Genomic DNA, 12,731 nt, shown 5'->3' with positions numbered 1-12,731 from the left:
CGTCGGTTCGTCATGGTTGTGTCACAGCGCGCCTCAGCTGGTCGAGGAAGACGTCGGTCCGCGCGGTGACGGCGTACTTCGCCTTCGTGCGTTCGGTGGCGATGTCACGGCCGAAAGGGCTGTCCGGCGCGAGGAACCGCTGGTCGGCGACGATCTTGCCGCGCGTGTACCGCCCGGTGAGCTCGATGGCGAACCTGTCCTCGTGGTACGTGGCGAGGTCCGGTTCGACCAGGACCGCGGCGGCGAGCGGGTCGTGCGGCACGAACCCCCGCTTGCCCAGGAAGCTGCCGTAGAAGTCGGCGTAGAACCCGAGGATCCGCCGCGGGTAGCAGTCGCCGGGCAGCGCCTCCAGCCACTCGGCGGGAGCGTGGCACTGCATGGTGACGTCGAGACCGACGATCGTGAGGTCCTCGAAGCCCGCGGCGAGGACCAGGTCCGCCGCCTCCGGGTCGTGCCAGAAGTTGGCCTCGGCGTGGGAGGTGATGTTGCCCGGCACGTTGAGCGCACCACCCATGACCACGACCTTGTCCAGCAGCCGCGGCAGCCGCGGCTCGATCTGCAGCGCCAGCGCGACGTTGGTGAGCGGCCCGATCGCGAGCAGGCCCAGCTCACCGGGGTTCCGCCGCGCCAGGTCCGCCAGCTGCTCGGCGGCGCTCTGCCCGGTGGGGCTGGTCGTGGGTTCGTCACCGGCGTACCCGCCGAGCCCGTCCGCCCCGTGCACGTCCTCGGCCGTCATGAGCGGCTGCGCGAGCGGCTTCGCGGCCCCCGTGGCCACGGGCACGTCGAGACCGAGGCGCTCGGTGAGCCGCAACGCGTTGGCCGTCGCCAGCTCCACCGGAACGTTGCCGTGCACCGTGCCGATGGCGGCTATTTCGACCTCGGGCCGGTCGCGCAGGTAGTACAGAGCAAGGGCGTCATCGATCCCGGGATCCGCGTCGACGATGATGCGCATGCGATCGATCATGCCATTGGGGGATGCCATGACAGTCCGTCCAGCCGTGCCGGCAGATGCTCCGGCCATCGCGTCGGTGCACGTCCGCACCTGGCAGTCCGCCTACCGCGGCCTGGTCCCGGACTCGGAGCTCGACAACCTCTCCACAGAAGCCCGCACGTCGATGTGGGAGCGCGCGATCCCCCGCGGCGGCGTGTGGGTGGGCCTGCTCGACGACACCGTGGCCGGCTTCATCTGCGTGGGCCCGTCCAGCGAACCCGACGCCACCTCCCAGCTGTACGCGATCTACGTACTGCCCTCCGCCCAGGGCACCGGCCTGGCCCGCGAACTGGCCAGGACCGCCCTCGCCGGCCACGAAGACGTCGTGCTGTGGGTGTTCGCCGAGAACCCGCGCGCCCGCCGGTTCTACGAGCGCCTCGGCTTCCGCGCCGACGGCCACGAGAAGTTCGAGACCATGGACGGCAAGGAGCTGAAGGAGATCCGCTACCGCCTCACCGGCCAGGTGACCTGATCTCGCTCCGCTGCTCGTGGGCACCCGCTTCCTGCCTACCATCGGCATCCCGATGCGCACACAGGGAGCAGCCGTGGTGTTCCGACCGGTCTTCCGCCGCAACCTGGAGTCCCGCGAGGCCTCGATAGCCCGCGAGGTGTTCGGCGACGCCCTCGACATCAGCGCCCTGACCCTCGCCGAAGGCGGCGTCCTCGGCAGCTTCGGCGTGGCCCGCACCCTCCCGCGCCTGGTCACGTTCCCCAGGGGAGTCCTGACCACCCCGCAACACCAGGCCCGCTACGAACGCTGGCTGGTCCACGAGCTGACCCACGCCTACCAGTACCAGCGCGGGCGCGGCGTCCTCAGCCTCCTGCCCACCGCCATCGCAGGCTTCTTCAAGAAGAGCCTCTACGACTACGGCGGCGTCGAAGGCCTGCGCGGCAAGACCTTCACGGACTTCAACACCGAGCAGCAGGCGAACATCGTGGCCGACTACTACTACCTCAGCACCTATGAGCCCGGTCGCGATCTCTCGGCCTACGAGCCTTACATCCGTTTCGTGCGCTCTGGCGGCTGACGCCGTTCGGCGCTGCGTTCTGGGTGAGCGGCTTTGGGGCGAAAAGATCAAGCTCCGACCGCGTTGCCGCTGGTCAGAGCTTGATTTCACCCGGCGAAAGGTGGTGCCCCAGGCAGGATTCGAACCTGCGACACACGGTTTAGGAATGTGCTTTTCGGGCCGCGAATGCCGGTCTACCTGCGGGTTTGCCGTCACGAACGATCGCACCATGCGCCGCTTGGTCTCGGTTCGGCCACAGTTCGCACCACGACCCGCACCACGGAGTCTCAGCCGCGACCACGCCGACAGCGACAGGTGCAAGCTATCTGGTTGATCTTCGCCTTCTCGTCGCGGGCGGTGCTGGAGGAGGTGTGATGAGTTCGTCCGATTCGGGGATCTCAATCACGGTCAGCGAGATTTCCAGCTCCTCAAGCCGCTGCGCACATCTAGTGAGCGTCACCTGTGAGAAGGTGAACAAGCTTCCTGCCTCAGCTGCACCACCTGTAAAGGCGAGCACGACCTCTTTGACGCGGAAATCTGCAGGAAGGTCGCGAGAGCCATTACTGACATTTCTTACTCGCTCGCGGAACTTCTCAAGTGCATCGACCTGGCGACGAAGCGCCTCTGCCGAAACGATCGCTTGGTTGAAAAGGTGGCTAGCTGAGACTGAGTCGTCTAGACGCTTGACGTGAACAAGCGCGTTGTTCGGCGTCAAAATGTCGCATGCCTCGAACCCGCGAGGATGCTGTTGGGTATAAATCAGCTTGCGGTCGAGCGAGTAGTATCCGTCAGTCTGTGTCACAACATGATCGTTGTAGACACCTTCGGTAGCAGAACCGATGTACTCTTCGCCTGTCCGCTTTCGGGTTTTCTTCATTTGCGGCCACGGAGGCAGGCTCTCAGGACTCTTTTTGGAAAGGATGCGGTCCACTCGATCCCTGAGCAGTTCCAAATAGGCGCCGCCGACGTTGTACCATCGGCCACGGTGGAAGACGAAGCGTTCGTCATTGAGCTCGGTCTCGAAGGTGATCCACCGGTCTCCGGATATCGCACGCGATGCGGCCGATCCGCTATTGATGCCTTGTACGCGTGCAGACTTCAGTCTCTGCAATCGGTTTTCGGGAGCAGTGGCTGCCAGTGGATCGACGAGGTCGCTTAGTTCAAGCTCGTCGACCGTAGTGTCCCACTTCCGTCCGAATCCGCTAATTTCGAAGTTGGAGATATCGCCTACCTCGTCGTCCCACTCGGAAGGCCAACATAGTGCTAGTCGACTTGTGCCCGCCTGCAGGAGCTCGGAGAGCTTTGCGTTTAGCTCCTTCGTCTTGGGGTTCTTGGGCTGGAGGGGATGGGTGTTTTCGAGGTGCTCAAGTCCTTCGGCCGGCTTCTCCGTCTCTACGACCATATGAATGAATCGTAGATCGTCCAATAGTGCAGATGCCTTCTTTGCAAGTGGAATGCCCAGAGAGTCTGCGCCCTTAACTGTGATGAATTTCTTCGCTGGTGGCTTGACCTTCCGCCGCGTAGGGGTGGTTGTAGGTATTTTTTCGCTCGAAAGGCCGTCGGCTGGAATTCGCCCCACCAGTCTGCTGATGACTTCGCCGATCTCTTCAAGGCCGTATGATCTCAGCGATGTTCCGCCCATGACTGACATGCGTGCAGTTTTCGGTAGCGTATCAAGCGCGTGCGTCGTAAGCGCACTGATCTGATCGGCGTCTGCACGGCGAAGTGCAAATCGAAGCCCGAATCCGGTGTCTATGTACTTCTGTTCCAGGGTGATATGCCCCATGCCCCAGCTGAGGGCGTAGCAAAATTCGTGGTGCTCGTCGAGTCGTATTATGAGCACGCCTGCTGATGTGTTATTTCCGACGGGAGGGAGAAAATCGCTTAGTGAGTTTACGTGCTTCGCCCAGTCTGGCTGTTCGTTCGTTATGCTGCCGTACACCAGCAGGGCGTCGTGTCCATCAATCGAGAGATGTTTTGTTTCGAACCCTTTTTGTAGATACTTCTCCTGTATGGCCTCGATCTCTTTCTGTTTCGCGGTTAGGTTGACGCGATACAAGGAGGTTTTGTTGGTGTCTGCTGCTTGCCGTGCCATCTCGATCCCTCCCAGGATTATTGCTCTTGTATCGCACGTGTGGTTGCTTGCGTTTCGTCGCTTGGAATTGTTCGCCCGATCGGACGAACATCATCAGGGATGCTAACGGCGACGAAAGTCGTCAGGCGATTTACTGCAGCTAGGCTTACTGCAACTGTCGCTGGTAGTCGAGATGCATTAGGATTCGCGTGTGACGGAGTACCCGGAGGAACTGAAGTGGAAGGTCTACGGAGAGCGGACTGTATATGATAATAGATGGGTGAAGCTCAAGCTTGTTGAAGTGCAACCGCCTGACGGCAGCCGGTTCGAGCATCACGTTGTGAAGCTCGATCATGTGGCGGTCGCGTTGTTGGTGAATGAACACGAAGAAGTACTCACGCTATGGCGCTACAGGTTTGCTGTTGATCAGTGGGGATATGAACTTATCGGTGGGCTTGTTGAAGAAGGCGAGGAGCCTGAGCGCACCGCAGCGCGAGAAGCTGAGGAGGAAACGGGATGGCGGCCGATCGGTAAACCTGAGCACATCGGCACTTTCCAGCCGTTGCCCGGCATCATCGATGCACCCGTTGATGCGTATCTCTGGCGCGCGGCCGAGAAGGTCGGCGAACCGACTGATGGTGAGGAAGCCGCACGGATCGAGTGGATTCCCGTTGATCGCGTCCTAGACCTCGTACGGCGTGGCGAGGTTCTGGGCTCTGGGGCGATCGTGCCTCTTCTGTACTACCTCGCTTCACGTGCTGTCGGAACGTCCTCGGGGGACCGGTAGCTCTAGGTTCGCGAGCCGCCGTTGCTGGCGATCGGACTTGATGCGGGACGCAAGCTGTCGTGCCTTGCGCGCGTAGTCGAGTGCTCCCCGGCTGTCGCCAGCAGCGGCGTACGCGAAGGCGAGATCGACGTACAGGTTGGTCTGACCGCGTACAGCGTTGAGTCCGGGCGCGGCGAGATCTCGAACGGCTGCTTCGAGTTGGTTGATGGCGTCCTGGTCGCCCAACCGCAAGAGCGAGCTGCCGCGCCACCGTGCGAGCTGTCCTGAGTTGAGAAGCAGGAAAGGCATCTCGGGATCGACGGGATTCGTTGGCAGCAAAGAACTTGCGTCATCGAACGCGCGTAGCGCTGCGTCCCGCTGGCCGTTGGCGGAAAGCCCTTCGCCGTGTGCTGCGGCGAGCCACGATCGAAGCAGCGACGGCGCGCGGTTCTCCGCGACGTATCGCGCGTACTCCAGTAGTTCGACAGCTTCGGCCGGCTGCCCGATGTCGAGCAGGATCACCGCTTGCTGGGCGGCAGCGTGCGCGAGCAGGTGAGGTGAATCAGCTTCTCGTGCAGAGACTTTCGCATCCTCGTGGTACTGCCATGCCTGAAGCTGTGAGCCTCTATCAAGGGCAGTCCAACCGGCGAGCGTGCGCGCATCGGTGAGGATCGCGGCGAGCCGTTCGCGGTGACGCGAACTCACACTGAACGTGCGATAGTCCTCAATCTGACGCACAAGGGTGTTGAGCTGGTCCAGGACCACGACCGCGCCGAATTTGTGGTCAGAGCGACGCAGATCGTTGACTTGGCGCTGGAACATGTCGAGTGTTCCGCGGTCGATGCTACGTGCGACGATCAGCCGTTCGCGCAGCTCTTCAGCGCTTTGGTTCTCGACCTCAGGGGGAAACCCAAGCTCTTCGTTGGTTCGTCCGTAGAACTCTCGGAACAACCGTCGATAGCTGTGATCGGTCACCTCTACGTGGCCGTTCTCCCAACGCGACATCATGATGAGCATTGATTGCTCCGTCGCGTGGGGAGCACCGATCTGTGGTCCTCGTGTCAAGAAGAACCTAACCACTTGCGCCTGCGTGTGGCCTAGCTCCAGGCGGACCCCTTGCAGCCTCGATCGAGGCTGGTCACCGCGCTTTCTTGTCGCCACGTCTCCCGCTCCCCAACGGTTGTGACCTGCGGACCTAACTCGTCCTAACACGCAGCGTGATAGCCGCTGACAATTATTTGGACCCCCTCTCCGGATGTCTGCTGTTCACATGACAGCGACACCGAAAGCAACAAGAGAACGCAAGCTAGTCCTTTCGACGGTTCCCATCGTCGAGGCGGTTAGCGAGCGTTCCGACTTGAGCGCGAAGGCCGCGCAGTTCTCGAATGATCGTGTTGAGCAGCGGAACAAGCGGATCGTCAGCGGTAAGGGTCGGCGGCTCAGGCGGCGTCTTCCCGTGCAGCACCGAAATCAGGTGCTGGGGGTGCCAGTCGAGTGCGATCGACAGCGCTTCAAGCGTTCGTGGATTGCGTCGCCGCTGGATCTTTCCCTGCTGAATCTCGCGAACGATCGCGAGCGATACGCCGGATCTCTCCGCAATTTCCTTCTGCTTCAAAGCCAGCTCTGCCGCGCGGGCGTTCATTGCCTCCGCGACTGCCGACCAATCCTCTGCCACGTACGCCTCCGTGCTCCGCCTCAGCGCCGACGTTAGCGCGCGGTCTTGCCCTGAAACGGGGTTAGCGCTGACATCGGCGGTAAATCAGCACTAATCAACGCCGATGTCAGCGTCATCGGAGAAGAAATCAGTCCTTCGAAAGGTACTTCGCTGATGTCTATGTCAGGCGCGGCGGGAAACGTCCCGCCGATCTTCTACACAGTCGCTGAAGCCGCCCGCATTCTGCGCGTGGACGTGGCGACGATCTACAGGGCGATCCGCGAGGACGCGTTCCCGGCCGTGCGGCTGCGCACTCGCTACGTGATCCCTTCTCGCGCCGTCGAGGAGATCGTTCGACAGGCGTCGGAGTCCGGAAGCGTCGTGGACGTTGCCCGGATGACCGCCGAGCGCCGGTCCGCCCGTGAGTTCGAGCGGAAGTCCGGGGGTGCGTGGTGAACCCGGAGAACTACTACGAGGTGATCGCGGCCGAGCTCGACCGCTACGCCAAGGTGCCCGACGCGGTGCTGATGGAGATCGTCACGCGTGACGGCACGTGCATGTGGTTGTGGTCGAACGAGAAACAACCGGAATGGCAGGGCGAGGAGATCACCGATCGGGAGTTGGCGGCTTGTCTGTGCGAGCCGTGCCCGGTGCGGCGGCTCTGCCTTGAGTGGGAGCTGCGCCTTGCTGGTGAGTACCAGTTCGGCGTGTGCGGCGGACTGACAGGAGAGGACCGCCGTGCGCTCTACCGGGTGTGGCGTGCCCGCCGTAAGTCGATGAACGAGGACCAGGACGGAGGGCAGCAATCGTGACGATCAACGTGACACCAACGCAACTGCTCGCCGTTCTGGGTGTGGCCGTGGTGCTGCTGTGGATCTGGCGAGCCAGTGCCCGTAGGGCGAAGGCCGCTGCGAACGCAGCGCGAACGGGTGCTCGGTTGCTCTCACTGACCGGGCGGGTGCTGATGATGGCTGGCGTCATCGTCGGATTTCAGTGGGTGGTGATCACGCACCGGGGCGACACCGTGTTGTTGCTCGTGGTGTTGGGTCTGCCCGCACTGTTCGCCGCGTACACGCTGACTCGTGCACTCACGATCACGTCGTACGACAGCCCGCGCGGTAAGGGTGATCGGCGATGAACGCTGTCACCAGGGTTCGGGAAGGGGTGGCCGCCTTCGGGCGGCCACCCGCCGCCCCGGCAGCGCAGCGGCTCGCGGCTGACGCTGCGGAGGCGGCAGAGCTGAGGGCCTATGCGACGCATCCGGACGTGGTAGCGCTACGTGTCGAGCGCGTCCGTGCTGAGGTCGACCGGCTGTGCTGGGCAGGGATCGTGCTCGGCCTCGGCTTCACGATGACCAACGTTCAGAGCTTCGCGGCAGCGGGCACGCCGGCATGGTCGCTGCCGTGGCTCGCGGCGTGGCTGCTCGATCCCACGGTGTCGCTGGTGTTGCTGGCGATTCTGCGCGCGGAGCAGGTGACCGCGCGGTATCAGGTGCGCACGGGTGCGTGGACGCGTCGGGCGAAGTGGTTCACGCTCGCAACCACCTACGTGATGAACACCTGGCACTCATGGGCGGAAGGGTCCGTGTCGGGTGTGGTCCTGCACTCGGTTCCGCCCCTCGTGGTGTTCGTGGCTGCGGAGGCGGTGACGGACCTTCGGGACAAGCTGACGGAGGCGGTCACGGCCGCGTTCGCCGAAGCGCAGCGACGCGCGGCACCGGTCGAGTCGGTAAGTGCGCCGGAGACGACCACTCCCGGGCGTCCTGCCGTGGAACGTAAGCAGCGCAACAGGAGTCGAGCCAAGCGACGGGTGACGTTCGATGACTACCTAGCGACTGCTCGCGAAGCGTGGACACCTGAGGTCGTGATCAGTCCTGCATGGATACGTGAGGTCACCAGCTGCTCACGTGGCCTGTCGTCACGGCTCGCCGCAACCCTCGCTACCGAACTCCGGACTGCGGCCACACCGAGCGGAGGTGATCCGCGGTGACCGAGCAGGATCGAGAGTTGGCCAACGTGGACGCTTCCCTGCCGGTGCGGGCCGTGTTCGAAGGCGAGTTCGTGAACGACGTCCCGGCGGTCGAGCGGACGCCGTGGCGTCGGCGGGTCGTGATCTGGTGGCGGCGTTCACCGCGTGTGCCGTTGTGGGCGAAGGATCGCGTTCATACGGCGCAGGCCGCGAAGGATCTCGTAGCGGCGGTGCTGCGTTCACCGATCCGGTTCATGGGCGCGGTCGTGCGTGGCTTGGTGGTCGCGGTCAGATGGTGGCGTTCATGGGTTACCGTGCGGGACTACCGGCAGGCTGCCGAACAGTCGGAGAAGCTGGCGGACAAGTTCACCGACATCCGTGAGCTGGCCTTGTTCCGTTGGAAGGTCACCGGGGCATCGGTGGTCACGATGGCGGTCGTGGTCGCTGTGCTCGATCTCGTGTACGGGCATCGGGCGTTGTGGATCGCTGGCGGCTTTGCGTCAGTGGCGCTGGCGATCCTCGGTCGCCGGAAAGACGGCAGCCCTGGACGTAAGGCTGTACTTGCCGGTCCGCGCACGCTGACGTGGACGATGGACCCTCAGATCCTTGTGGACGCCTTCCGGGACGCGAAGTTGATCGGGAAGGACGAGACGCTGCGCCTGGTCGACCGAGCCACGCGCAGAGGTGAAGGGTGGGCGGTCACCGTCGATCTGCCCGCGACCCGCAAGGCGGCCGATGTCGTCAAGAACCGGGAAGCGCTCGCGTCCGCGCTCGCGGTGGACGAGATCCAACTCAGTGTGGAGCGCGTACGCGGCAACGGCGGACACGCCGGACGGGTGGCCATGTGGGTAGCCGATGAGGATCCGTATGCCAAGCCGCCCATCCGAACACCGCTGCTCGGGGTGCAACGGTGGGACGCGTGGCGGCCGGTGCCGTTCGGCACCGACGCACGCGGACGCCTGATCGACCTGCCGATGGTGTGGACGTCGGTACTGATCGGCGCTCTGCCCCGACAGGGCAAGACGATGGCGCAACGGTTGGCAGCCGCGGGCTTGATCATGGACCCGCACGTTCGGCTGCTCGTGGCGGATTTCAAGGCCGGTAAGGATTGGGACGCCGTTGCGCAGGTGGCGCACCGGTTCATGTCCGGCGACGACAGCGAGCACGTGTTGGCGTTCCTGGATTGGCTCGTGGAACTGGTCGCCGACGTGCAGCAGCGCTACCGGAGGATGCGCGAACTGGACGACCTAACGTGCCCGGAGTCGAAGGTGACGCCGGACATGTCGCGTGATCCGTCCTTGGACATGCCGATCACGGCTCTGTTCGTGGATGAGCTTCACATTCCGCTAGAGGACCGCACTCCCGTTGAGGTGCAGGGAAAGAAGCTCACGGCGGGTGAGTACATCGGTGAGTTGCTGACGTGGCTCGCGAAGAAGGCGCCGGCCGCAGGGCTGATCTTGGTCCTCGCGACGCAGCGACCGGATGCCAAGACCCTGCCGACCCGGCTGCGGGCGGTGCTCGGCTCGCGCTTCGCGTTGCGTGTGATGGACTACCGGGACAGCAACATCATCCTTGGCGAGCAGATGAACACGCGCGGGTACGACTCCAGCCGACTACTGCCCTCGCACAAGGGCGTGGGCATCCTGCGACCAGACGGGGAGACCCAAGCTGGAGCCGAAGTTCTTGCGCTGACCGTGCGTACGTTCTACATGCCCAACGAGGACTGGAGGGAGATCTGTCAACGAGGACGGGCGTTGCGTGAGGCCGAAGGCACGCTTACCGGGCACGCGGCAGGACAGGAGGCACAGCCGATGCTCGATCATGCGGCCGTGGCGAAGGCCATCGGGAGCGCGCCGACACCCGCTGAAGCGGAGCGGGCCGAGGAGATCGAGTTGCCCGAACCGCTGGCATCCGTTGTGGACTATCTCGCAGACGAGATCAGCAGTGAGGACGGTCGGGACTTCGTTCCTACGGCTGAACTCGTGGCCGCGCTCGATGTCGGGCCGACGTTCGGGCTCGACATGGCCAAGCTCGGTTGTCGCTCGACACGGGACAGGGTGCCCACAGAGGACGGCGTGAAGCAGGTACGCGGCTACGCCGTTCCAGACATCCGTGCGGCGGTCGAACGCCTCCGCGAAGCGGCCGTGATCGACGGCGAGGTGATCGACGATGACGACCGCTGACCCGTCACAACCCGTCCCAGCTACCCGTCACCCCGTCACACATCCTGTGACGGGCCGAAAATGGCCATCTAGCAGCGGGAACAGGCCACCGTGACGGGTGTGACGTGTGACGGGTAGTCCCGTCACAGGAGTCCTAAAACGGTCGTGTGCCGCGCTCCAGGAGGGGCGCGGCACATCGTCAACGCTTCGAGAGAAGTTCTATGCGCGAGCGCGGATGGTTACCTTCACACCGTCGCCAACCAAGGGGTCGCCATCGAAGCTGACCCAGTTGGTTCCCCCAGGAACCTCGGTCACTGAGGTGACCGAACGGGTTCGCCCGTCAGGGGCTACCTGAATGTCGCCGACACGTAGCTCGTTCCAGTCGATCTCTTCAGTCTCGTCTGCCATCTGGCGATTCTCGTTGATCGCGTGCTATCCGCGCAGTCTGGGGGTGGCATTTCTGTGCAGCGGAGACGGGTCGGGTGAGCGCGTCTGCGACGCGCTCACTGCCTCTCGGCGTCTCGCGAGGCATCGCACAGGTGGAGCACCAGTTCCGTGGAGTCCGCTTCGCTCAGGCTGATCTCGCCGAGCGCGCGGACGACCTCCTCGTAGCCCTTGACCGCGTCCGCTGCCTCGGTAAAGAGAGTGGAGTTCTCGGTCTCCGTGATCACCAGCGGCTCGTGCTTCGCAAAGGTCAGATGAGTGAAGGGGCCGGTCAATCCCGCGTGCGCGCCGTGGGCGGTGGGGACGATTCGGATGGTGATGTTCGGTCGGCTCGCCATGTGCAGAAGGTGAAGCAACTGTCCGGTGTGCACCTCGGCGCCAGCGACCGGCAGGTGCAATGCCAACTCGTGGATGAGGAACGTGCATCTCACGCCGCGCCGAAGGGACTCCTGCATCCCAAGTTGCGCCATGACTCGCTCTTGCAGTTCGTCGGCTGGTGTTGTGGAGGACGCACGTAGAGCCTCGCGGATGTAGTCCGCTGTCTGAAGAAGCGGCGGCACCATGTGCGTGTGCCAACTCGTCAGAGCCTTGGCCAATCTCAGATTCTCGGCGATCGTCCGGGCCTGGACAGGTGCGTACATGCCGTGCTGTTGCCACCAGCCACGTATGTGCGTCTCCGGGTACAGCGCCAGCAGATGGCTGGCTTCGGTCGATTTGACCCGGCAAGCGCCCAACAGCGCGGCGATCTCGACCTGAGTGGCGCCACCTCTGCCGTTCACCACGTTCGACAGTTTGGCCTCATCCCAGCCCGTGATGTCGGCGAGCGCACGTGAGGTCAACCCGGTGCCCTTGATCGCCGCTCGCAGGCCAGCGCCGAACTCACGGCCGCGCGCGGTAGAGATCCGCTTCGGCATACCAACTTCCTCGCACTGGTTTGATGTGGACGATGCGAGAAGCCGACGCGGCGTGTGCCGCGTCGGCTCTCCCTGACCAGCCTCTGACGGAGTGAGACGGAGCCCCGGAAGCTGGTGGCTTCAGTCAGTCCCCGAGGACTGTTGATCCCGTACGGGCGGCAACGGTTCGACCGTCCCGGCGACCTGTGGCGGTGGGCTGTCGGCAGCTTCAACGGTTGTCGGCTGCCCCAGCTGTTCGCGGTCTTCGGCGTTCTTAATCAGAAGCTCTCCGAGCATGATCAGGATCTCGCCGAACTCGTGCTGTCGCTCCGGTGTCAGGGTGCCCATGATGAAGTCGAACAGGACACCTGGCATGAGCCTGGAGACCTTCCCGAACTCGGCAATCAGGTCGCTGTCATCGGGGATCACGATGCGACCCTTCGCGCGAGCTGTGCCTCGTCAAGTCTGTGCTTGCCCATCGACGTCGGGAACTCGATCGCAGGAAGCTCCTGTGTGCTCTCTGAGCGAGCGGTCGGCAATGAGACCGGAGCGCTTTGCTGTGGGCCGTGTCCGGACTCCAGGTCGTCAAGTGCGTCTTGAACGTCCGCGCTTGCCCAAGCGGCCTCCTGAGCGGCGTTCGCGGCCTCCTCGGCAGCCGCCCGCGCCTCCCTGACGTATCGGCGACCGAGAAGCACCACGTAGGCGGGCGGCAGCACCAGCCACACCACGAACAGCACGACTCCTGTTGCATCCCAGACCATGACCGTCCACC

16 protein-coding genes are annotated in these 12,731 nt (G+C 63.7%); 8 read left to right on the top strand and 8 right to left on the bottom strand.

Translation table 11 applies throughout. From position 1 onward, the window contains the following. Positions 1-10: 10 nt before the first annotated feature. Positions 11-952, bottom strand: coding sequence for a nucleoside hydrolase (locus V1227_RS24990; protein ID WP_329787926.1), 942 nt, complete (start codon positions 950-952; stop codon positions 11-13). On the opposite strand from V1227_RS24990, the gene V1227_RS24985 reads away from it, so the two are divergent. Together V1227_RS24985 and V1227_RS24980 are read left to right on the top strand one after the other, a co-directional pair. Next, positions 942-1,463 carry a GNAT family N-acetyltransferase gene (locus tag V1227_RS24985; RefSeq protein WP_329787925.1) on the top strand — a complete coding sequence of 174 codons (522 nt, stop codon included), beginning with the start codon at positions 942-944 and terminating at the stop codon, positions 1,461-1,463. The genes V1227_RS24990 and V1227_RS24985 overlap by 11 nt on opposite strands. Positions 1,464-1,536: 73 nt before the next feature. Beyond that, positions 1,537-2,019 (top strand): hypothetical protein, encoded by a 483-nt coding sequence (locus V1227_RS24980; RefSeq protein ID WP_329787924.1) that lies wholly within the window; start codon positions 1,537-1,539, stop codon positions 2,017-2,019. A 301-nt stretch (positions 2,020-2,320) separates the two neighbouring features. Here the strand turns inward: V1227_RS24980 and V1227_RS24975 are convergent, their stop codons facing one another. Next, entirely contained in the window at positions 2,321-4,093 is a 1,773-nt protein-coding gene (locus V1227_RS24975) for a DUF6119 family protein (protein WP_329787923.1), read from the bottom strand. Positions 4,094-4,283: 190 nt separating this feature from the next. Between V1227_RS24975 and V1227_RS24970 the strand changes: the two genes are divergently transcribed. Continuing rightward, the gene (locus V1227_RS24970) at positions 4,284-4,859 is read left to right on the top strand and encodes an NUDIX hydrolase (protein ID WP_329787922.1); all 576 of its coding nucleotides are present in this window, start codon (positions 4,284-4,286) and stop codon (positions 4,857-4,859) included. On the opposite strand, the gene V1227_RS24965 is transcribed toward V1227_RS24970, so the two are convergent. Then, positions 4,824-5,855: a tetratricopeptide repeat protein gene (locus V1227_RS24965; RefSeq protein WP_329787921.1), complete on the bottom strand. Its 1,032-nt coding sequence runs from the start codon at positions 5,853-5,855 to the stop codon at positions 4,824-4,826. The two genes, V1227_RS24970 and V1227_RS24965, sit on opposite strands and share 36 nt — an antisense overlap. A 289-nt stretch (positions 5,856-6,144) precedes the next feature. Beyond that, positions 6,145-6,513 (bottom strand): helix-turn-helix domain-containing protein, encoded by a 369-nt coding sequence (locus tag V1227_RS24960; protein ID WP_329787920.1) that lies wholly within the window; start codon positions 6,511-6,513, stop codon positions 6,145-6,147. Positions 6,514-6,666: 153 nt separating this feature from the next. On the opposite strand from V1227_RS24960, the gene V1227_RS24955 reads away from it, so the two are divergent. Genes V1227_RS24955 through V1227_RS24935 form a run of 5 tightly spaced genes read left to right on the top strand, consistent with a single transcriptional unit; the run spans position 6,667 to position 10,643 of the window. Next, on the top strand, positions 6,667-6,948 hold the full coding sequence (locus V1227_RS24955; protein ID WP_329787919.1) for a helix-turn-helix domain-containing protein: 282 nt from the start codon (positions 6,667-6,669) through the stop codon (positions 6,946-6,948). Then, a complete protein-coding gene (locus V1227_RS24950) occupies positions 6,945-7,304 on the top strand; it encodes a WhiB family transcriptional regulator (protein ID WP_329787918.1) in 360 nt (119 codons plus the stop codon). Before V1227_RS24955 ends, V1227_RS24950 begins: the two co-directional genes overlap by 4 nt. Further along, entirely contained in the window at positions 7,301-7,630 is a 330-nt protein-coding gene (locus V1227_RS24945) for a hypothetical protein (RefSeq protein ID WP_442916359.1), read from the top strand. The genes V1227_RS24950 and V1227_RS24945 overlap by 4 nt, the downstream gene beginning before the upstream one ends. Further along, the gene (locus tag V1227_RS24940) at positions 7,627-8,481 is read left to right on the top strand and encodes a hypothetical protein (RefSeq protein ID WP_329787917.1); all 855 of its coding nucleotides are present in this window, start codon (positions 7,627-7,629) and stop codon (positions 8,479-8,481) included. Before V1227_RS24945 ends, V1227_RS24940 begins: the two co-directional genes overlap by 4 nt. Next, positions 8,478-10,643 (top strand): FtsK/SpoIIIE domain-containing protein, encoded by a 2,166-nt coding sequence (locus tag V1227_RS24935; protein WP_329787916.1) that lies wholly within the window; start codon positions 8,478-8,480, stop codon positions 10,641-10,643. Before V1227_RS24940 ends, V1227_RS24935 begins: the two co-directional genes overlap by 4 nt. A gap of 198 nt (positions 10,644-10,841) precedes the next feature. On the opposite strand, the gene V1227_RS24930 is transcribed toward V1227_RS24935, so the two are convergent. The 4 genes from V1227_RS24930 to V1227_RS24915 form a co-directional block, all read right to left on the bottom strand. Then, on the bottom strand, positions 10,842-11,030 hold the full coding sequence (locus tag V1227_RS24930) for a hypothetical protein (protein WP_329787915.1): 189 nt from the start codon (positions 11,028-11,030) through the stop codon (positions 10,842-10,844). Positions 11,031-11,125: 95 nt separating this feature from the next. After that, positions 11,126-11,980, bottom strand: a complete 855-nt coding sequence (locus V1227_RS24925) for a helix-turn-helix domain-containing protein (protein WP_329787914.1) — start codon at positions 11,978-11,980, stop codon at positions 11,126-11,128. 120 nt (positions 11,981-12,100) lie between these two features. Continuing rightward, positions 12,101-12,388 carry a hypothetical protein gene (locus V1227_RS24920; RefSeq protein WP_329787913.1) on the bottom strand — a complete coding sequence of 96 codons (288 nt, stop codon included), beginning with the start codon at positions 12,386-12,388 and terminating at the stop codon, positions 12,101-12,103. Then, entirely contained in the window at positions 12,385-12,696 is a 312-nt protein-coding gene (locus tag V1227_RS24915; RefSeq protein ID WP_329787912.1) for a hypothetical protein, read from the bottom strand. The genes V1227_RS24920 and V1227_RS24915 overlap by 4 nt, the downstream gene beginning before the upstream one ends. Positions 12,697-12,731 lie beyond the last annotated feature (35 nt).

It is taken from the genome of Lentzea sp. DG1S-22 (assembly GCF_036321065.1).
GTDB lineage: Bacteria > Actinomycetota > Actinomycetes > Mycobacteriales > Pseudonocardiaceae > Lentzea > Lentzea jiangxiensis.
This window is presented reverse-complemented; position numbering and strand designations above follow the sequence as displayed.

Bases quoted from the DNA above. Each gene is read 5' to 3' on its own strand.
- V1227_RS24965 (WP_329787921.1), bottom strand. From the start codon at position 5,855: ATGCTCATCATGATGTCGCGTTGGGAGAACGGCCACGTAGAGGTGACC.
- V1227_RS24975 (WP_329787923.1), bottom strand. From the start codon at position 4,093: ATGGCACGGCAAGCAGCAGACACCAACAAAACCTCCTTGTATCGCGTC.
- V1227_RS24930 (WP_329787915.1), bottom strand. From the start codon at position 11,030: ATGGCAGACGAGACTGAAGAGATCGACTGGAACGAGCTACGTGTCGGC.
- V1227_RS24955 (WP_329787919.1), top strand. From the start codon at position 6,667: ATGTCTATGTCAGGCGCGGCGGGAAACGTCCCGCCGATCTTCTACACA.
- V1227_RS24925 (WP_329787914.1), bottom strand. From the start codon at position 11,980: ATGCCGAAGCGGATCTCTACCGCGCGCGGCCGTGAGTTCGGCGCTGGC.
- V1227_RS24985 (WP_329787925.1), top strand. From the start codon at position 942: ATGATGCGCATGCGATCGATCATGCCATTGGGGGATGCCATGACAGTC.
- V1227_RS24940 (WP_329787917.1), top strand. From the start codon at position 7,627: ATGAACGCTGTCACCAGGGTTCGGGAAGGGGTGGCCGCCTTCGGGCGG.
- V1227_RS24990 (WP_329787926.1), bottom strand. From the start codon at position 952: ATGCGCATCATCGTCGACGCGGATCCCGGGATCGATGACGCCCTTGCT.